The organism is Acetitomaculum ruminis DSM 5522 (assembly GCF_900112085.1).
Taxonomy (GTDB): Bacteria; Bacillota; Clostridia; order Lachnospirales; family Lachnospiraceae; genus Acetitomaculum; species Acetitomaculum ruminis.
The window spans coordinates 11,833-33,377 of the sequence record NZ_FOJY01000002.1; the positions used below are offsets into that span (position 1 = coordinate 11,833).

Consider the following 21,545-nt stretch of genomic DNA (forward strand, 5'->3'; position numbering starts at 1 on the left):
ACACACTTGTGCTTTATAATTATAAAATCTGCAGATTCATAGTATTTTTCATCTGACAAATGTCAATACATGAAAGATATTTATGCTAAATAATATATTTTACTTCTTTACAACAAAATTAATAATTTTTCCAGGAACATAAATCTCTTTTACAATGTTTCCATCTAATTTACCCTGTAATGCTTCTTTTCCTGCTGCCAAAGCATCCTCTTTAGATATATCAACACTTAATTTGATAACAATTTTTGTCTTTCCATTAACCTGAACAGGTATATCTTTTTCGTCATCCTTCATTGATTCTTCATTGTATTTTGGCCATGTGCAGTTAAATACTGATGAATCATGTCCTAGTTTTTCCCAGAGCTCTTCACTTAAATGTGGTGCAAATGGTGAAAGTAAAAGAACAAATGTCTCAAGAGTTTCTTTATCGATTCCACCCTCTTTTGCCATGGAATTAAGCTTATTATTGTATTCCATAAAACCGGAAATAACTGTATTTAAACTAAAGCTTTCAAGTCTTGTTGTTATATCATAAATCAATTTGTGACGAATTTTTACAAGTTCTTTTGTAGGAGAAACAAATTTATCAAGGTTTGAATTAACAAGATTCCAGAATTTTGTTATAAATCTGTAAACTCCGTCAATTCCCCTGTCATCCCATTCAGAATCCAATTCCGGTGGACCTACAAAAAGCTCATAAAGTCTTAAGGAATCACAACCGTACTCATTTACCAAATCATCCGGTGAAATAACATTTCCCTTAGACTTACTCATTTTAATGCCGTTTTTCCCTGTAATCATACCTTGATTAAATAATTTTTTGAAAGGTTCATCAAAATCAACAACCCCAATATCATTTAAGAATTTGGTATAAAATCTTGCATAAAGGAGATGAAGAACAGCATGCTCAACTCCACCGATATACATATCTACAGGAAGATATTTGTCAGCCTTTTCTCTTGAAACAAGTTCATCCTTATTATGAGCGTCAATATATCTTAAGAAGTACCAGGAAGAACCTGCCCATTGAGGCATGGTATTTGTCTCTCTTTTAGCCGGTCCACCACAGCAAGGACAGGTAGTATTAACCCAGGAATCAATTCCTGCCAATGGTGATTCTCCTGTACCTGTTGGCTGATAAGATTCCACATCCGGTAAAAGTAAAGGTAAATCTTCTTCCGGAACAGGAACAGCACCACATTTTTCGCAGTGAATAATCGGAATCGGCTCACCCCAATAACGCTGTCTGGAGAATACCCAGTCACGAAGTTTGTAATTTGTAGTAGCCTTTCCAATGCCCATTTTTTCAATCATAAGAGGGGCTTCTTTTTTAAGTTTTGATGATTCCATGTTGTTCCATTCACCGGAGTTAATCATCAAACCTTCAGGCTTTGTATAAGCTTCTGTCATATTTTCAAATTCTTTTCCCTCAGGTGCAATTACCTGAACAATAGGAATATCGAATTTTTTGGCAAACTCAAAGTCTCTGTCATCATGAGCAGGAACACACATAATAGCTCCAGTACCATAATCAGCTAAAACATAGTCAGAAAGCCAAATTGGAACCTTCTTATTATTAAGAGGATTAATGGCATATGAACCGGTAAATACACCTGTTTTTTCCTTGTCCTGAAGTCTGTCAACAGAAGATTTAAGAGATGTTTTGTAAATATAATCCTCTACTTCTTTTCTGGTTTCATCTGTAGCAAGTTCTTTTGCAAGAGCATGCTCAGGAGCAAGCACCATAAATGTAGCACCAAATAATGTATCAGGTCTTGTTGTGTAAACAGTAATAGCCTTGTCACTGTTATCTACCTTAAAGTCAATTTCTGCTCCGTGGCTTTTTCCTATCCAGTCAGTCTGCATTTTTTTTACTTTTTCAGGCCAGTCAAGCTTATCAAGATCAGCAAGTAATCTGTCTGCATATTCAGTTATTTTAAGCATCCATTGTCTTAAATTCTTTTTTGTAACATCAGCACCACATCTTTCGCACTTACCATCTACAACTTCTTCGTTGGCAAGTCCTGTCTTACATGATGGACACCAGTTAATTGGCATCTCTTTTTCATAAGCAAGACCCTTTTTAAACATTTGTACAAATATCCATTGAGTCCATTTATAAAAGTCCGGATCAGTAGTATTTACTTCCATGTCCCAATCATATACTGCTGCTATTTGTTTAATTTGGCGTTTTATATTAGAAATATTATCTGCTGTAGATTTAGCAGGATGAACTCCCATTTTAATAGCATAATTTTCTGCTGGAAGTCCGAAAGCATCCCATCCCATCGGGTGAACAACATAATTACCGTTTAATATTTTGTAACGGCTCCAAATATCAGAAATAACATATCCTCTCCAATGTCCTACATGAAGACCGTTTCCGGACGGATATGGAAACATATCAAGACAATAATATTTAGGCTTTTTCCCGTCATTTACATTGATTGGGTTTTCTTCCCATTTTTTTCGCCATTTTTCTTCAATGGCAATATGATTATATGGTTCAGCCATATTTCATTCCTCCTATATCTATAATGCTTTCAGCTGTTAAATAACAATGTAAAAGGACATCATTATATCAATAATATTATGTAAAACTCACCATTAACAACTGATTTTTTCATAAGTTACCGACTATTTTTAATTATAATTTGTCTGAATAATATAAAAATTTGAAAATATTTTTTCTTATTTAATCATAAACAGCCATTAAATATTTTAATCATAGCCTATTGATTTGTCAAGAAATTACCATTTTTCAAGGCATTTAAACTTTTTATTTATGAAATAAACCACTGTTTTTACCTTCATTAATACCCCTTATTTAACATAAATGATAAACAATTTTATATGTTTTAAAAAACTTTCCCACTTTAAAGCCTCAAAGTGTTGACTTTTAATTAAAACTTCCTTAAAATAGCACTTAAAACAGGTCTTTTATATGGAGTACGGTAAAAGAAATAAAAATAGTAAAGGATTGGAAAGAAATGATTATAGTAATGAGACCGGGGGCAAAACAGTCCTCCATTGATGCAGTTATTAAAGAAATCAAAAGTAACGGTTTAGATGTGCATCTTTCAAAAGGTAAAGAAGTAACTATCATTGGTGTCGTAGGTGATAAAACAAAGCTGGCATCTGTAAATTTAATGTCCAGTGGTGATGTTGAAAAAATCGTAGAAGTTACTGAAAGTTATAAACTTGCCAACAAGAAATTTCATCCGGAACCAAGTATTGTACCGGTTGGAAACACTTTTATAGGACCAGGATATCTTACAGTTATTTCCGGACCATGTGCTATCGAAAATGAAGAACAGATGATGTCAACAGCTAAAGGTGTAAAAGAAGCAGGTGCTACTATTCTTAGAGGCGGTGCCTATAAACCTCGTACTTCCCCATATTCTTTCCAAGGTTTAGGAGAAGAAGGTCTTAAACTCTTAAGAGCTGCCGGAGATGAATATGATCTTCCTATTGAATGTGAAGTTATCAGTCGTGAATCTATAGAAACAGCCGCAAAATATGTTGATATGTTTCAAATTGGAGCCAGAAATATGCAAAATTTCTATCTTTTAAAAGAAGTTGGAAAAACAAATATTCCGGTATTCTTAAAAAGAGGTTTAAGTTCAACTATTGATGAATGGTTAAATGCTGCTGAGTATATTATGAGCGAAGGCAATAAAAATGTCGTATTATGCGAAAGAGGAATAAGAACCTTTGAAACAGCTACAAGAAACACATTGGATATCGCTGCTGTTCCAGTTTTAAAATCCAAAACCCATCTTCCGGTTCTTGTTGACCCTAGCCATGCCAGTGGTGTTAGAGAATATATCCCTGCCCTTTCAAAATCAGCTATAGCAGCAGGTGCAGACGGACTTATGATTGAAGTACACATTGATCCTTCAAAGGCTTTATCAGATGGTCCTCAATCCCTTAATATTCCACAATTCAAAGAACTTATGAAAGAATTGGAGGATTACAAAAAAATTACAGGAAGAAAATAAAAATGGATACCTTTTTAAATTTAGATATAAAAATCGGCTTTGTCGGACTTGGGCTTATTGGGGGAAGTATAGCCAAAGCTATAAGAAAAGTCTATGGAAACGCATTTATTAATGCTTTTGATATTTCAAGGGAATCTTTGGAGGCTGCTCTTTCCGATAAGACTGTTAATCACGCTACAGATAAAATAGATGACTCTTTTTACGGCTGTGATTACATATTTTTGTGTGCAAGTGTTAAAACAAACACTACATATTTAGATGAAATAAAAAAATATCTGACAAAAGACACAATTCTCACGGATGTTGGCAGCGTTAAAAACAATATACACGCATATATTCAAAAAGCAGGGCTTTCAGATTATTTTATAGGGGGACATCCCATGGCCGGTGCGGAAAAATCCGGATATAAAAATTCCAAAGCCCATCTTATTGAAAATGCCTACTATGTAATATCCCCTGAGAAAAATACTTCTCATGAGAAAATTGAAAAATATTCTGATTTTATAAAAAGTCTGGGGGCTATCCCTATTGTCCTTGATTATAGGGATCATGACCATATAACAGGTACTATTTCACATTTACCTCACATTATTGCAGCAGGTCTTGTTAATTATGTGAAAAAAAATGATGACAGCAGGGAAATGATGCGTACTCTGGCAGCAGGCGGTTTCAAAGACATGACAAGAATCGCCTCTTCTTCTGCTGATATGTGGAAACAGATTTGCCTTGCAAACAAAGATAATATTTTAAATGTAATGGATTCCTTTATGGACGAATTAAAGGATATAAGGAAAATAATTGAAGATTCTGACATTATAAAACTGGAAGAATTTTTTTCAAATGCCAGAGAATACAGAAATTCCATGCCGATTAAGGGCGGAGCATTTTCAAAAGCCTATGAGATTTATGTAGATTTAGTAGACCAGGCAGGTGCAATTGCTCCAATTGCTACTATTCTTGGAATTAACGGCATTAATATTAAAAATATCGGTATCATAAATAACAGAGAATTTATAGATGGTGTATTAAGAATTGAATTTGAAAGCGAAAAGGATCTTGATGATGCATCAAAACTGCTTTCTTCTTATAATTACAAAATTCAAACAAGATAAACAGGATAATGATATATGAAAAAAATAGAATTAGAGGCTGTTAAAAGCCTTAAAGGTGAAATTAATATTCCGGGAGATAAATCCATTTCCCACAGAGCAATTATGTTAGGCTCTCTTGCCCAAGGTGAAAGCCATATCAGCAATTTTCTTACAGGTGAAGATTGTCTTTCTACCATAGACTGCTTTAGAAAAATGGGGGTGGATATTCATCTTTCAGATAAAAATGTTAGTATAAAAGGTAATGGACTTCATTCCTTGAAAAAACCGTCATCTTTACTTTATACAGGAAACAGCGGAACCACCACCCGAATTATATCCGGAATTCTTTCCGGTCAGGATTTTGAAACACAATTAAACGGTGATGCTTCCATTATGAAAAGACCTATGAGTCGAATAATAAAGCCCCTTAAAATGATGAATGCCAGGATAGAAAGTCAACTGAATAATGACTGTACACCTCTTACAATACGCCCTTCAAACCTTAAGTCCATTGACTATGTTTCTAAAATAGCATCTGCCCAAGTAAAATCTTGTATATTATTGGCCGGCATGTATGCTGAAGGTAAAACTTCTGTTACGGAACCTTATTTATCCCGAAATCATACAGAAATAATGGTTAATTTCTTTGGAGGAAAAATTGAAACGGAGGGTACAAAATCAATTATTACTCCTGAACCGATATTAGAAGCCAGAGATATAATTATTCCGGGGGATATTTCTTCAGCGGCTTATTTTATTGCTGCTGCCCTCATTACTCCAGGTTCTGAAGTGTTAATAAAAAATGTTGGTATTAATCCTACCAGAGATGGAATTCTTACAGTATGTAAAAAAATGGGGGGAAATATTGAGCTTTTAAATGTAAATACTAAAAACGGAGAAAAAACAGCTGATATTTTAGTCAAATACTCTGATTTAAGAGGCGTAACTATAGAGGGGGATATAATACCACTCCTGATTGACGAACTCACCATTATAGCCGTTATAGCCATGTTTGCAAAGGGCACTACCATTATTAAAGATGCAGCTGAATTAAGAGTAAAAGAATCAGACCGTATTAAAACCATTACTACTAATCTTTCCAAAATGGGGGCAAATATTACGGAAACTGATGATGGAATGATTATTGAAGGAGGTTCGAAGCTTTACGGTGCCGAAACCGAAAGCTTTAATGATCACAGAATAGCTATGAGTATCGCAATTGCCTCCTTAAATGCCAAGGGCAAAACGATTATTAATAACAGTGACTGTGTAGATATATCATATCCTGGATTTTTTGAAGATTTAAAGAAGCTTTCATTATAAAAAACTTGTCAGAAGGGTTTATATTCCCTCCTGACAAGTATAAATTTCATCTTCGTTTACACTTAGTTCAAATGATGATGCCAGAAAGAATTCCTGCTCCGAAAGATCCAGGAGTTTTTTCATTTTATCAGAAAATTCACCACAAGCTCCGTCTTTTATCATATCTATGGCAAGCTCATGTTCTATTTCAATTTTGTATACTCTTTTACTTCGTAATGCATCATAACAGTCTGCAATGGATACAAGCTGAGCACTGATTGGAATTGCTTCTCCTGACAATTTATCCGGATATCCGTTTCCATCCCATTTTTCATGATGATAACGACAGATTTCATAAATATATTCATACAAAAAATCATCAAAAAGTGTTCTGATTCTTTTTAAAATTTCGCATCCCTTAATTGTATGAGTCTGCATTATTTCATATTCTTCTCCGGTTAATTTTCCCGGTTTTAATAATATGGCATCAGGAATTGCTATCTTTCCTATATCATGCAAAACGGATGCCTTTACAATGGCAGCAGCGATTTCATTATCTATACCATATTCCGGGAATTCTTCCATAAGGTGTCTTAATAATATACTTACAAATTTCTTTATGTTTTTAATATGCTGACCTGATTCAAAATTTCTAAATTCTACAACTGTACTTAAAATATCAATTAACTGTTCGTTGGTTTCTTCAAGAATTTTGGCCTGTTTTTTAATTTGCTTTGTCTGAATATCAACCAGATATTTTAAGTGATTCTTATTTTCATAAAGCTCTATTACATTTTTTACCCTTTTTATAACCACTTCTCTGTTAAAAGGTTTTATAATAAGCTCTGTTATCCCCAAGGCATAGGCTTTCTTTTCAACTTCCAGGGTATAATCACCGGTAATTAAAATAACCGGAAACTCTTTAATATAATTCTTTTGATTTAATATCTCCAAGAGCCCGAATCCATCTAACACAGGCATCATAATATCAAGCAAAACAGCGGCTATACCTGTATGCTCCTTTTCAATTACAGATAAGCCTTCCTGACCATTTTCGGCTTCCAATATATCAAAATCAGTCCTAAACAGTTCTCGTAAAATACCTCTGTTTATTTCCTCATCCTCTATGATAATAATCTTTTTTCTTCCACTTACCATTTTACTCAACCACCAAAAATTAGAATGAACTTAAAAATTTTTCTTTTAAAGAATCAATATTGCCAAACCGTTGCTCTATTTTTTTAAATACCCTTTCTTTGTCTTCTTCATTGCCAAAATAATCTTCTACTGCCAATGAGACCTTTTTGATAATATCGGCATTTTCATAAATATCTGTGGTATTAAATTCCAAAAAACCACTTTGAACTGTCCCCAAAATATCGCCGCTTCCCCTTAAGTCCAAATCTTTATTAGATATTTCAAAACCATCTGTTGACTTGTTTACAATATCCAATCTCTCTTTTGTCTTTTCGTTGTGTAAAAAAGGAGACATAAATATACAATAGGATTGATGTGCTCCTCTTCCAATTCGACCTCTTATCTGGTGAAGCTGAGCAAGTCCAAATCTTTCTGAATTTTCAATAAGCATAACCGTTGCGTTGGCTACATCAATTCCTACTTCAATAACTGTAGTTGATACTAAAACCTGTATGTCATTTCTTGAAAATCTGCCCATTATTTCTTCTTTTTCTTCATCCTTCATAGCTCCATGAAGATAGGAAACTTTAATATCCCGTGGAAAAATTTCCTCAAGCATTTTTGTATAGTCAATAACATTTACCAGATCTTTGTTTTCACTTTCCTCTACTAAAGGACATATAACATAAGCCTGCCTTCCTGCTCTTACCTCGTTAATAATAAGCTCATAGCTTTTCTTTCTGAATCTGGTATCCACCACACAGTTTTTTACAGGCAACCTGTTTGAAGGAGCCTTGTCAATGAGGGAAATATCCATATCAGCGTAAAGAATCATGGCAAGAGTTCTTGGAATAGGTGTGGCTGTCATCGCCAGTACATGTACCATTTCCCCTTTATCTGCAAGCATGCTCCTTTGGTTGACTCCAAATCGGTGCTGCTCATCTGTAATAACCAGTGAAAGATTTTTCATTTTCACCTTATCGGTAATAAGAGCATGAGTGCCTACAATGATGTCGATTTCTCCCGATTCAAGCTTTTCATATATTTCTCTTTTTTCTTTTGCTTTTGTATGTCCTGTAAGAATTGACACATTAAATGTTAATCCCAGATTAGAGAATAATCCTTTTATCTTTTTGTAATGTTGAGTCGCCAAAACATAGGTTGGAACCATTAACGCGCTCTGGTATCCGTTTTCTGCCATCATTATCATTGCCAGGATGGCAATTATAGTCTTTCCTGAACCCACATCTCCTTCCACCAGCCTATGACAGGCATAATCTCCTGAAAAGTCTTTAACAAGCTCTTTAAAGACTTTTTTCTGGGCATCCGTCAACTCAAAAGGTAACTTATTTATAACAGATTCAGCAATACTCCATTTTTTGATTCTGAAATTATTGTCAATCTGTCTTGAGGAGTCCTTCATAAGCCTTATCATGGATAAAAAAATAAAAAAATCATCAAAGGTAAGTCTTTCCTTTGCTTTTGTATAAGCTTCTTTACTAAAAGGAAAATGAATATTATTTAGTGCATACTCATAATCACAAAGACTATATTTATTTAAAAATTTCTCATCAAAAAAATCTAATGTCTCTATGGGATAGGATTCTATAACCTGACTTATCGCCTTAACAATAGTCTTGTTTGAAAGACCTTTGGTTTTAGAATATACCGGATATAAAGTTTTCGTAAGCTCACGATACTTATTTGTGGGAAAATATTCAGGATGTTCCATTACATAAGTATTTCCATCCTTTTTTATTTTTCCATAAAATACAAAAACCATACCGGCTTTTAATACAGAACACAAATAGGCTGAATTAAACCAGATAATAGACATGTCACCCGTTTCATCAGCTACTTTACATAAGACTACTGATTTTTGGTTTTTCGTGGTTCTTTTAACCAACGGAGCAGTTATTCTGGCTCTTATTGCAAAGACCCCTTCAAAATCAACATCCGCTATGTTTACCCAGTCAGTATATACCTTGTAACCGGATGGGCGATAATTGATTAAATCCGCTACAGTGACTACACCAATTTTTTTAAAATAATCTGAAGTTTTTTTACCTATACCTTTTAAAATACTTATTTCATTTGTTAATTCCATAATTTTTCTGTCTTGATTATAACACTTTCATAAAAATGATAAAAAAATAATTGCATGAATGACCACAATACAGTCATATTTAAAATAGAATCAATGCTTTATCCTGAATTTAAAAAAATCTGTAAATTACTTTAATAAATTACAGATTTCAATTAAAATATTTTACCATCTCCTGCCAAAATATACTCTGGCAGGAAATGCGTAAATTTTAATAACTTATTTTATTCTACGGAAACTATATAATAATATACAGGCTGACCACCGGAATGTAATTCAACATCACATTCATCAAATTCTTCTTCTAATTCCTCTGCCAGCTTTTCTGCATCTTCTTTAGAAATTTCATCTCCATAATACAAACTTACAAGACTTGACTCATCATCTACAAGTTTAGAAACAGTAAGTTTCACTGTCTCATTAAGCTCTTTGCCTACTGCTACAATGCTTGAATCACCAACTCCCATATAGTCTCCCTGATTGATTTCAAATCCATCTATGGAAGTATCACGAACAGCATATGTAACCTGTCCTGTCTTTACATTTTTTATTTCATCAAGCATACATTCTTCGTTTTCTTCAACACTTCTATCTGAAATAAAATTAATAAGAGCTGTTATTCCCTGTGGAACTGTCTTAGTAGGAATAACAATAATATTTTTATCTGTCACTAAGTCTTTAGCCTGATTAGCTGCAAGTATTATATTTCCATTGTTAGGTAATATAAATATATTTTTCGCATATACATTATCAATGGCATTTAGCATATCTTCTGTACTTGGATTCATAGTCTGTCCACCTTTGATGACATAATCTGCTCCAAGACTTTTAAATATTTCTTCAATACCATCTCCGGCAGATACACTGATAAATCCATACTCTTTAAGCTCTTTTGGAGCGGCTTTTTGTGTATTTAAAGCCTGTTCTTTTGCAAGCCTTTCTGAATCCTTTATAACTTTTTCCTGGTGCTCCTCACGCATATTATCAACTTTCATGCGAGTTAAGGAACCATGTGTCAAAGCTTTTTCAAAAGCAAGACCAGGGTGATTTGTATGAACATGTACTTTCACAATTTCATCATCAGAAACCAATACAAGGGAATCACCTATGGAAAGAAGATAATTTTTAAACTCCTCTTCCATTTCTTCTGTAAATTCTTTTTCAAGCTTTATGATGAATTCTGTACAATAACCAAATTTAATATCCTCAGTTTCGATAGGTTTTGAAGAAGCTGTTTTAGCAACAGGTTTAGGCGTATTATCCTTATCAAAACTTAAAACGGATTCTTTACCCAAATAGCCATCATATGCACCTTTAATAACCTCTAATAATCCCTGACCGCCTGAATCAACAACTCCTGCTTCTTTTAAAACAGGTAAAAGATCTGGTGTTTTATTTAAAACAATCTGTCCATAATCGATGACCTCTTTAAAAAACTCTTCAACATCATCGATTTTTACCACCATCTCACTGGCTTTTTCTGACATTCCTTTTGCTACGGTAAGGATTGTTCCTTCTTTTGGTTTCATAACCGCTTTGTAAGCTGTTTCAACGGCCTTTTGAAATGCATTTGAAATAACCATAACATCAATAACGTCATATTCAGCAACTATCTTTGTAAAACCTCTTATAAGCTGTGAAAGAATAACTCCTGAGTTTCCTCTCGCTCCTCTAAGGGAACCGGAAGCCATGGCTTTACATACATTTTTCATGGTACAATCTGTAACATTGCTGACTTCCCTGGCAGCTGACATAATTGTCATAGTCATATTGGTTCCAGTATCACCATCCGGAACAGGAAATACATTTAATTCATTTATCCATTCCTTACTGGAATCAAGTCTGTTAGCTGCTGCCAAAAACATTTTTGAGAGAGTCTTGGCATCTATCGTATTTTTTTCCAAAACAAAGTCCTCCTTAGTCGATTACTCTGACACCTTCTACATAGATGTTGATTTTATCGATATGCATCCCGGTAAATTCTTCTACTTTATATCTGACATTATAAATAAGATTTTCTGCAACAGAAGAAATATTTACGCCATAAGCTACTATAACGTGAAAATCCAGTGTAATTTTATTATCAATTATTTTTACGGCGATTCCATGATTTAAACTGTCTTTTTTCAGAATCCTCACAAGACCGTCCTTAACATTAACGGAAGCCATTCCTACAATTCCAAAAATCTCAACGGCGATAGAACCTGCATATTGTGCAATAACATCAGAATCTATAACTACTTCGCCTAAATGAGTATTTACATATCCTTTCATGGCTAAACCTCCATTCTTAATAGGATTTATTTATGCCTCGTTGTTTTGGGCAAAAAGATAATCAATTTTAATAGAAACATGATTATATTATATATATTTTTAATAGAATTATCTATAATTTAATTTTTAGATTCAAAGTAAAAATCCCCTACAACTTAAAAAGAAGTGTAAGGGACAAATTTTCTAATTTGACTAGGCTCTTTCTACTTTACCAGATCTTAAACATGAAGTACAAACGTATAATCTTTTATTAGCGCCATTAACTTTACATCTAACTGATTTAATGTTTGGCTTCCACATTTTATTAGATCTTCTATGTGAATGACTTACTTTGATTCCAAAGTAAGCACCTTTACCACAAACGCTACACTTTGCCATCATCGCACCTCCTTGTCAATACGTTATGATGATAAAACGCTTAAATATTAGTCTTTTTTAGACCCACAATGCAATCATTGTATCAGATATACTATTGATTTGCAAGTATTTTTTTATTGGGCGACTCATTTTTTATAGCATTTTATTGAATTTTCAATCACATTATTAAACAAATATTATCAATAAGCTATTTATCGACATTTTCTTCTTTAATATCTTGTGTTTTAGTATCATCTTTATCCTTTAAAACATCGTTAACAACAGCTTCTTCATCCTTATTTAATTTAACCTCAGGTTTATCACTGTCATTTCCTGATGTAAATTTGTTAATAATATCAGGTACCATATCAAGTATTTTGGTTACACCATCCTGATTTTTAACATTTACAAGTTTTGTACAACCGTTTTGAATAACAAGTACTGCACTTGGGCTGATTTTTCCACCCATACCACCACCGGCATTTTCTGATTTATCACCTGAAAAAGCTCCGGCACCAATACCAAAAGATGCTTCTACCAAAGGTAAAATTATGGTATCACCCATTTTTACCGCGTCACCTACAACTGTCTTGGTTGTTATAAAATTTTCCATTCCTTTAAACAAAGATTCAACTGTTGATTTTAAATTGTTATCATTATTTTTATTTTCCATTAATCGTTTCCTCCCGTTTCCTTAAATTTCTTATATATGATTCTACAATCTTTATTCATAAACACTTTCAGAAATAAGTATAAAAGATAAAACAAAAAAATGCGACCTTTCATTCTAATATTTCCTTTTAATACTTTCTTTTGGAAATCCGGTATAAATCTGACATCTTTACTAATGGGAAGTAAAAATGACAAGAAACCGGTAATTTCACCTGTAAGGGCAGGATCATCGCTTCCATATCGAAGCTTTCCTGATATTTGTCTTGGAAATATATGTTTAAGTGCCTTTTTTAGATTTTTTTTCAAAAAACGAAAAACTTTCTTATTTCTTTCATCATTTATAAAGCTTATTATTGTATCTATGTTTTCCCTGATATTTAAAATACCTGTTTTTATTGAAACAAAAAATTTCTTTATCTTTTCAGGTACAGAAGCAATAAAATTAACTACTGTCTTAAATTTATTTGTAATCCTGTTTTCTGTATTTGTTTCTTTTTCGTCGTCCTTAACATTCCCGATTGGTTCTTCATATTCATTACCCAAAACCAAGTCAGCTTCATAATCATCATTTAAATCAGAAAGATTACCTACACTTTCCTTAAGCTCATTTTTATCAGATTCATCCGGGGTTGTTAGCTCTATATCCCTATTAACATCCAGCTTATCTAATATGACAATTTCATCAGGTTTTCCCATTAAATCAGACTTTTCGTCTGTTTCCTTGTTAAAATTGTGTTTTTTTCCTTTTAACAGAATATTGAAAATATAAATACCGATTTTCAACTCTTTATTTTTAAAAATAACCTTTAAAGAAACCAGGCTAAAAAGCCAGGACACTTTTGTTTTAAAGCAGGCTGTATCAAAGCCTTCTTTTTTTACTGCTCTGACATCGTATTTAAAAGGGAAAAAAAGCAGTAATAATATAATCAAAAATGCCAACGCTAAAAGACTACCTAATATTATTAAAAGTATTTTTAAAACTGTCAGCAGTATACTAAGCATAACTCTCCTTATTGTTAACTATAAAACTCCCTAACATTAAATGCTCCTGTTTTTTTATATACATTATCTATAAGAAAAACAAGTAATTCAAGTGTTTCATCGTAAGATTCACCTATTGCCAGAACAGTCAGGTCATCTTTAGGATAGTATTTTTGCAATAATATGTTCGCATTTATTATATCGAACAAATTATTCTTATTTGATGCAAAGCAAATAACATATGTATCCAGAAGAATTTTATTATGTTTTAATCGCCACAGTATTTTTCTTTTATGACGGGATGCTTCTTTTCCATAATATAATTTTTTTGAAAATTTCATATATTACCTCAATTTTTAACCATAGTAACCATTAAAAATTTCTTTGCAAACCGGTATCGCTGAGGCAGCATTTGCTCCTCCACCTTCGACTACAACTGCTATGGCCAGCTGAGCACCATCTGTAGGTGTATATCCAATAAACCATGAATGAGAAACATTTTTATCACTAGAGTACTCTGCCGTTCCTGTTTTTCCGGCTACAGTAAAGCTACTTCCATTAAAACGAAATCCGGTACCGCTGTTTACAACTTCCTCCATGAATTCCTGTATAATTTGGGCTTCTTCAGTACTCATTAATGTTTCATAAACTTCATTTCCCTGTGAAGAAACTACTTCTGATTTATAGTTTTCTATTCTTTCTACTAAATGTGGCTTCATAAGCACACCATTATTAGCAACAGTAGCCGCCAATAAAGCCATGTGAAAAGGAGTAACTTCTGTTTCACCCTGACCTATTGATGTCATCATAATATCCGTTGTATTTGATGATGAATTAAGTACAAAGGAGCTTTTTTTAACATCAAGATCAAAGTCAATATTCTTATTAAAAAGCATTGACTCACAAAGGTTTGCAAATGAATCTATATTTAATCCCAGTCCTATGTTAGCATAAGAAGAATTACAGGATTTCGCAAAGGATTGCTTTAAATCAACATGTCCATGAGCAGTATTATCATAGCAGGCTAAAGTATAGTTATTATGGGTAATACTGCCACCACAATCATAACTGTAATTTAGATAATTTCCGGAATTTTCTCTTAAATACTCCAAAGTGGTTAAGGTTTTAAATATAGAACCAGGTGGATATAAGCCCTGGGTTGCCCTGTTTAACAAAACCGAATCGCTGCTGTTTGATATGTTGTCCCAGTTTGCACTTAAAGTATTTGGATCAAAGGAAGGTTTTGAAACCATTGCCTTAACTTTACCGGTAGAAGGTTCAATTATGACAACTGCACCTTTGTTATCTCCCAATGCATTATATGCTAATTGCTGTAATTTGGCATCTAATGTAGTAACAACCGTATCTCCTTTTTGTTTTTCAGAAGACCTGGTTTTTTCAAGTTTTTCTTTAATATCTGAACTTGAAGTCAATAGCTTACGATTTTCTGCTGATTCAATACCAGATTTACCCGTTGTAGTATAACCAACTACCTGGGCAAAAACATCGGCATAGGGATAAATTCTGCTTTCGGTTCCATCTTCTGCCACATTTGTATAAGCAAGAATATTTCCATTGGCATCGGTTATATTTCCCCTTACAACAGTTGTAGCATAATTATCTATTCTTTTATTATAAGGATTATCAATTACTTTTTCACTTTCATAAAAAATAAAATATGAAATGTAACCTACTATGCAGATGAACAAAGTAAAGAATGAATAAGCAACGACAGCATATTCTCTGTTATGTTTGGCTTTTTTCTTTTTTTCTTCTTTTTCTATTCTTTTTTGCTCTTCTTCACGAAATTTTGCTTCTTCCTTTTCACGCTTTATCTGTTCTTTGGTTTTTTTCACCGGTGGCCTTTTGGTAGAAGTTTTATGAATGTGTTCTTCGGATTGCCTTTTCTTTTTCATGTTCTGAATTTCTGACCCTGACCTTGCCGGAATGGGCTTTTTCGCTGTTTCTTTCTTTTTTGTCGCTGTCCTTACTGTCTTTTTCTGATTCTTTTCGTTCATTTTCCTCACCCTCATCTCTTCGCATAAGATAAAGTCCCTGAATTATTGCAAATATTATTAGTGTAGATAATAAAGAACTTCCTCCGTAACTTACAAGAGGTAATGTAACACCTGTTAGTGGAATAAATTTTGTTACTCCACCTATGGTTAAAAATATCTGAAAACCATAAACTGTTCCAAGGCCTAATGCTACTAGTTTATAAAAGCGGTCTCTAATTTGCATGGATATATTTAAAAACATTATAAAATTACTAAGACACAGCAAAACAAGACATATTCCAAAAATACCACCTAACTCTTCACAAATGGCAGAAAAAATAAAATCTTCTTCTACAATAGGAATGGTATCAGGCATTCCCTTACATAATCCCGTTCCAAACCATCCTCCGGTTCCTATGGCAAATAAAGATTGGCATATCTGATATCCGCTGTCTGCTATATCACTCCAGGGATCAAGCCAGGCCGCAACCCTTTGTTGTACATGGGAGAATATCTTTTCTGCCAGAAAAGCTGCAACAGCACCACTAGCCAGTATAATACCAAAATATGTCAGTTTTTTTGTTGCTACATAGAGCATAAAAAGATATACCACAAAGTAAATTAACGCAGCACCAAGGTCTTTTGAAATAACCAATATCAGCACATGGGCCGCTGCAACTGCAGAAGTCACCAGTAAATCCCTGATTTCTGTGGATTCATAAAATCTTGAAGCCAGGAAAAATACAAATATTATCTTAACAAATTCTGAAAACTGCAGTGAAAAACCACCTAGATTTACAGATAGTTTTGCACCATATGTAATATGTCCTAATACAAATACTGCTGTTAAAAGAATAAATCCTATACCACCATATACCCAGGTTAAATTTTTGAAAAATTTAAATTTTCTGATAATAAGAGGTATCATAGTGGTGACTATCATGGCAACAACTGCAATCATAAATTGCTTTTTTGCCAGTGCAAAGTCAAGTCTTGCCAACATAATAAAACTTATACTAAGAAGCATTACCATATTGTTCACAACTAATCTTGAAACAAGAGGAAACACAATCTTATATACCAAAAGAACAGCCCAGAAAAACACAACCTGTTCCAGGTAAAACACTAGTATATCTCCTTTATTTGTTTCATTTTGAAGATATATGGCTCCGTAAGCACAAAAATGTATCAAAAACATCAATATACTTTGAAAAACAGAAATGCCTGCTTTTTTTTCCTCATCCGAGTATCGAAAAACAGCAAAACATTGAAAAGTATATAGTGCGAACAAAATTATAATAATATATTTTGAAGCTTCAACAATTATGTCATTCATCTTATTCTCACTCGACTCCTCTTTTATAATGTCCCCTTGTAAAATCTTTAAAAATTTCTTCATCCTTAAGGTCCGTAGTTTTGTCATATTTATTTGAAATATAATTCAATATTTTTAGAACCTCTTTAGCAGACTCAAAAGTAAAATCTATTTTTAAATATTGAAATCCAAGATTTTTAATTTCAGGTAAATAATCTGTTAGTACGGTGGCTACACTGTTGTATATAAGATTATTGCATTCAAAACAGTTGCACATTACCTTGAATTTCTTGTTCTTCCTATCTGAAAGATCAAGTTTTTCATATTTTTTATTACATTTAAATGCATCTTTATTCACGCACATCTGAGACACCATCAGTATTTGATGCCCGTATATTCTGTACTGACAGCCACTATTATCAAGTTTTGACAACTCTTTAAAGGTAAGTTCCGCCGGTCTTGTTATTACAAGATTTCTTTCTTTATAAAATATATCCGAATAATTATTAAAAGCATATAGCCTATCATCACAAATAATTATATAATCACTATCATTACTTAAATGCGTTTTTAAATAATTAAGACTGTCAAAATTTTTAACCAGAAAACCATCTATATCTTCTGATAAAATATTTGTGAGATTTTTTTCATAATAATCTCGTACCTCTTTTCTAAAAATATCCGGCATTTCATAAAAAAACTTCTTAGAATTTGTATGGCAGGCTTTAACAATATCAGATAAACTTTGCTTATTAAAACGCAAAAAATACTCACTAATATATATACCCTTTACCAAATCAAAAGTAATAACTTTTTTAAATTGCTCTAAATTACTTACCTTTACATAAAAGTCCGGATTGCCCATAATATTTTTAGCATTAATTATTTGTTTCGACTCATTAGATTTTTCAAGAGTTCTTTTAAAATTACCATTAATCTTATCAAGAAGCATTTCTAAAGCATTTCTTCTGATTTCTTTAAGGTTTCCTACTGTCAAAAACAAGCCATTCTCTATATTTACTTCCAAACTGTCAAAAACAAAAGGATAATCACCGGTCTTTATAATCGGTTTGATAACATTTTCTACTGTCAGAGGTTGTTTTATAGCCTCTGATGGAATTATATCCGAAATATATTCATAGTTTTTATCTTTATATTCAATAGTAATAGTAACAGGAAATCCTTTATTTATTTTAATAAACCCATTAATTTTTTCTTTAGATTCAACAGTATATTTTTCTTTTATTGCTTTAAAAAATGGTTCGTCAGCCGAGTCATAAGCCGGCTTTATCTTTGTAATCATATCCGGATCATTTTTTCCAAAATAGTATTTATTTGTAAAACCACATCTGTTCCCTATATCTGAAAGAAATTTCTCATCTTTAGGGTCGATTTTATATTCTAAAACCCCATCATTATAAATATCAAGATACTTCCTGTAGATTGAAGTAACAGCACAACTGTATTCAAGCCTTTTCATGCGGCCTTCTATTTTTAAAGACATAGCTCCGGAATCCAGTATTTGTGGAAGAATACTTAAAGTATTGTAATCTCTCATACTAAGGATATAGGACGATTGAGCTTTTTTGTCGTTTAAAACCGGTGTATACTGCAAACGGCATGGTTGAGCACAACGACCTCTGTTTCCGCTTCTTTTTCCCAACATTGAACTAAATAAACACTGGCCTGAGTAAGAATAACACAAAGCTCCATGAATGAAGCTTTCTATCTCTATATCAACATTTTTATGTATTTCTGATATTTCTTTTAGGGATAATTCTCTGGAAGTAACTATTCGCGCAGCACCATATTCCTTTAATAATCTGGCTCCGTCAAGACCTGTCAGAGTCATCTGGGTACTGGCATGTAAAGGTAATTCTGGAAAATATTTTTTTGCAAACTCAAATACGCCGACATCCTGTACTATAATGGCATCAAGACCAGCGCAATAATAATCATAAAGATAATCATACAAATCTTTTTCAACTTCGTCGTTTTTTAACAAAGTATTTACTGTAAGATATAGTTTTTTATTTCGAATATGAAGATACTCTATGGCACTAAGAACTTCGTCACGAGAAAGATTCCCAGCAAAAGCCCTTGCGCCAAATAAACTTCCACCGGCATAAACAGCATCTGCGCCTGCATTTGCGACTGCTTTTAATGTTTCAAAACTGCCGGCAGGGGAAAGTAATTCATTATTATTTTTCATATATTAAACATCAGCCTTTTTATCATTCTTAAGATTGTTCCCCAATAATACATCTTTTAATGATTCTTCTAACTTGTTCTTATTAAATTTAAGTTCTTTAATTTCAGATTCGTTTTTGGCAATAGTTTTCTGAGCTTCTTCAAGTTTTAGCTGAAGCTCAATAATATCATGCTTGATACTATAAAGCTCTTGTTCTTTTTCTTCCAGGCTCTTTTTTAATTCTCCTGCTAACATATCAGCTTTAAAGTAATCATGAGCGATATTAAGATCTAAAAGTGCACTTTTGGTCTCGGAAGTCAAATGTCTGTAACTGTCCATAGAAGCCATTTCTTCATCTTTTTCATTGATGTAAGCTGCAACTTTTTGTAAATAATCTACACTTTCGTTTCCACTTAGAGTATAAACTTTTCCTCTTATCAAAACATCTGTGCTAGTTTTTTCAGCCATCTATTTTACACCCCTTATATATATTAATATTTGTACGGAACACTTAATGCATCATAAGCAAGCTTGGTTGCCACTCTTCCCTTTGGCGTTCTTATGATAAATCCGTTTTTTATTAAAAATGGTTCATTTACATCTTCCAAAGAACCACTGTCTTCTCCTAACGACGCTGCTAAATTGTTTAGACCTACAGGACCACCATCAAATTTATCAATTATGGTTTTTAGTATAGTCCTGTCAACATTATCAAGTCCATATTCATCCACATCCAGCATCCCCAAAGCAATCCTAGTAGTCTCATATGTAATATTACCATCAGCCTTTACAATTGCATAATCCCTGACTCTTTTCAACAATCTGTTGGCAAGTCTCGGCGTTCCTCTGGATCTTCTTGCTATTTCCAACGCCGCATTTTTTTCTATATCAAGACCTAATCTCTTTGCAGATTTTTCCACTATTATACACAATTCTTCAGATTCATAAAACTCTAATTTTTCAATTATCCCAAAACGGTCTCTTAACGGTGCTGATAACATACCGGCTCTGGTAGTTGCCCCAATTAAGGTAAATTTAGGTAGATCGATTCTTAAAGATTTTGCATTAGCACCTTTTCCAATCATTATATCTATTACATAATCTTCCATAGCAGGATAAAGCACTTCTTCAATCTGTCGGTTCAATCTGTGAATTTCATCTAAAAAGAGAATATCCCCCTCATTAAGACTGTTTAAAACTGCTGCCATATCACCTGCTCTTTCAATAGCAGGTCCAGTGGTAACTTTAATATTAACACCCATTTCATTGGCAATAATACCGGATAATGTAGTCTTTCCAAGACCCGGAGGTCCATAAAATAATATATGATCTAAGTGATCATGACGTTTTTTTGCAGCCTCGATACTAATTTTTAATGCAGTTTTTGCTTTTTCCTGACCTATATAATCTTCAAAAGTTTTTGGTCGAAGGCTCTTTTCCTCAACCTCTTCTTCTATTGTAAAATCAGTTGAAATAATCCTTTTTTCCAATATTTACACCATCCAAATTTATATTCTTACCAGATTGGTAAGAGCTATCTTTAAGACATCTTCAACAGATGTAACCGTATCAATATCAATTTTATTAATAGCCATATAGCTTTCAGATTTACTGTATCCAAGTGCTATTAAAGCTTCCATAGCTTCTTTTTTGATATCTTTTATTTCATTTTGTCCTTCAGGATTCAAAATACTTTCTTCATTAGTGTCTGTAAAAGACGAATAAGGATTTATTTTATCCTTTAACTCTATAATAACCTTTTTTGCAGTCTTTTGTCCAATACCCGGTGATTTAGCAATAGCTTTTGCGTCTTCTGATATTATGGCAGTAATCAGCTCGTCTATCTGCAATGTAGAAAGTATCCCCAAAGCACCTTTGGGACCAATACCACTTACACTGATTAACTGTTTAAAAATACTTAAAATATCATTTGATAAAAAGCCGTAAAGCTCCATTGCATCATCTTTTATATTCAAATATGTATAAAATCTCGTTTCTTTATTGTAGGCAAGTTTTATTATGGTATTTGAGTCTGTATAAATTCTGTAACCGATACCATTATTTTCTAATATTATACAATTTTCTGACTTATCTGTAACAAAGCCATTAATATAAGCATACAT

General features: G+C 33.0%; 18 protein-coding genes. 3 read left to right on the forward strand and 15 right to left on the reverse strand.

From position 1 onward, the window contains the following. Window positions 1–99 precede the first annotated feature (99 nt). Window positions 100–2,514, reverse strand: a complete 2,415-nt coding sequence (gene leuS, locus BM153_RS01245; protein WP_092869970.1) for a leucine--tRNA ligase — start codon at window positions 2,512–2,514, stop codon at window positions 100–102. A 476-nt stretch (window positions 2,515–2,990) separates the two neighbouring features. Between leuS and aroF the strand changes: the two genes are divergently transcribed. Genes aroF through aroA form a run of 3 tightly spaced genes read left to right on the forward strand, consistent with a single transcriptional unit; the run spans window position 2,991 to window position 6,415 of the window. Beyond that, window positions 2,991–4,001, forward strand: coding sequence for a 3-deoxy-7-phosphoheptulonate synthase (aroF, locus tag BM153_RS01250; protein ID WP_092869971.1), 1,011 nt, complete (start codon window positions 2,991–2,993; stop codon window positions 3,999–4,001). 2 nt (window positions 4,002–4,003) lie between these two features. Beyond that, window positions 4,004–5,113, forward strand: coding sequence for a prephenate dehydrogenase (locus tag BM153_RS01255; protein WP_092869972.1), 1,110 nt, complete (start codon window positions 4,004–4,006; stop codon window positions 5,111–5,113). A gap of 24 nt (window positions 5,114–5,137) precedes the next feature. Then, window positions 5,138–6,415, forward strand: coding sequence for a 3-phosphoshikimate 1-carboxyvinyltransferase (gene aroA / locus BM153_RS01260; protein ID WP_334293883.1), 1,278 nt, complete (start codon window positions 5,138–5,140; stop codon window positions 6,413–6,415). Window positions 6,416–6,433: 18 nt separating this feature from the next. On the opposite strand, the gene BM153_RS01265 is transcribed toward aroA, so the two are convergent. From BM153_RS01265 to ruvA, 14 genes are all read right to left on the reverse strand, one after another. Next, the gene (locus tag BM153_RS01265) at window positions 6,434–7,552 is read right to left on the reverse strand and encodes an HD-GYP domain-containing protein (protein ID WP_092869974.1); all 1,119 of its coding nucleotides are present in this window, start codon (window positions 7,550–7,552) and stop codon (window positions 6,434–6,436) included. A 19-nt stretch (window positions 7,553–7,571) separates the two neighbouring features. Beyond that, window positions 7,572–9,638, reverse strand: coding sequence for an ATP-dependent DNA helicase RecG (gene recG, locus BM153_RS01270; RefSeq protein WP_092869975.1), 2,067 nt, complete (start codon window positions 9,636–9,638; stop codon window positions 7,572–7,574). Window positions 9,639–9,859: 221 nt separating this feature from the next. After that, window positions 9,860–11,539: a DAK2 domain-containing protein gene (locus tag BM153_RS01275; protein WP_092869976.1), complete on the reverse strand. Its 1,680-nt coding sequence runs from the start codon at window positions 11,537–11,539 to the stop codon at window positions 9,860–9,862. Between the two features lie 13 nt (window positions 11,540–11,552). Further along, window positions 11,553–11,909 (reverse strand): Asp23/Gls24 family envelope stress response protein, encoded by a 357-nt coding sequence (locus BM153_RS01280; RefSeq protein ID WP_092869977.1) that lies wholly within the window; start codon window positions 11,907–11,909, stop codon window positions 11,553–11,555. Window positions 11,910–12,101: 192 nt separating this feature from the next. Continuing rightward, window positions 12,102–12,287, reverse strand: a complete 186-nt coding sequence (rpmB, locus tag BM153_RS01285) for a 50S ribosomal protein L28 (RefSeq protein WP_092869978.1) — start codon at window positions 12,285–12,287, stop codon at window positions 12,102–12,104. A 187-nt stretch (window positions 12,288–12,474) separates the two neighbouring features. Next, window positions 12,475–12,939, reverse strand: coding sequence for a GerW family sporulation protein (locus tag BM153_RS01290; RefSeq protein WP_092869979.1), 465 nt, complete (start codon window positions 12,937–12,939; stop codon window positions 12,475–12,477). After that, a complete protein-coding gene (locus BM153_RS01295) occupies window positions 12,939–13,940 on the reverse strand; it encodes a DUF2953 domain-containing protein (protein WP_092869980.1) in 1,002 nt (333 codons plus the stop codon). The genes BM153_RS01290 and BM153_RS01295 overlap by 1 nt, the downstream gene beginning before the upstream one ends. Before the next feature lie 14 nt (window positions 13,941–13,954). Then, on the reverse strand, window positions 13,955–14,260 hold the full coding sequence (locus BM153_RS01300; RefSeq protein ID WP_092869981.1) for a hypothetical protein: 306 nt from the start codon (window positions 14,258–14,260) through the stop codon (window positions 13,955–13,957). 15 nt (window positions 14,261–14,275) lie between these two features. Continuing rightward, window positions 14,276–15,835, reverse strand: a complete 1,560-nt coding sequence (locus BM153_RS01305; protein ID WP_092869982.1) for a peptidoglycan D,D-transpeptidase FtsI family protein — start codon at window positions 15,833–15,835, stop codon at window positions 14,276–14,278. Next, entirely contained in the window at window positions 15,798–17,252 is a 1,455-nt protein-coding gene (locus BM153_RS01310) for an FtsW/RodA/SpoVE family cell cycle protein (protein ID WP_092869983.1), read from the reverse strand. Before BM153_RS01310 ends, BM153_RS01305 begins: the two co-directional genes overlap by 38 nt. Window positions 17,253–17,259: 7 nt before the next feature. Then, the gene (locus BM153_RS01315; protein ID WP_092869984.1) at window positions 17,260–19,443 is read right to left on the reverse strand and encodes a peptidase U32 family protein; all 2,184 of its coding nucleotides are present in this window, start codon (window positions 19,441–19,443) and stop codon (window positions 17,260–17,262) included. 3 nt (window positions 19,444–19,446) lie between these two features. Continuing rightward, window positions 19,447–19,890: a cell division protein ZapA gene (gene zapA, locus BM153_RS01320; protein WP_092869985.1), complete on the reverse strand. Its 444-nt coding sequence runs from the start codon at window positions 19,888–19,890 to the stop codon at window positions 19,447–19,449. Between the two features lie 23 nt (window positions 19,891–19,913). Further along, entirely contained in the window at window positions 19,914–20,912 is a 999-nt protein-coding gene (ruvB, locus tag BM153_RS01325; RefSeq protein WP_092869986.1) for a Holliday junction branch migration DNA helicase RuvB, read from the reverse strand. Between the two features lie 18 nt (window positions 20,913–20,930). Beyond that, window positions 20,931–21,545 (reverse strand): Holliday junction branch migration protein RuvA, encoded by a 615-nt coding sequence (ruvA, locus tag BM153_RS01330; RefSeq protein WP_242949047.1) that lies wholly within the window; start codon window positions 21,543–21,545, stop codon window positions 20,931–20,933.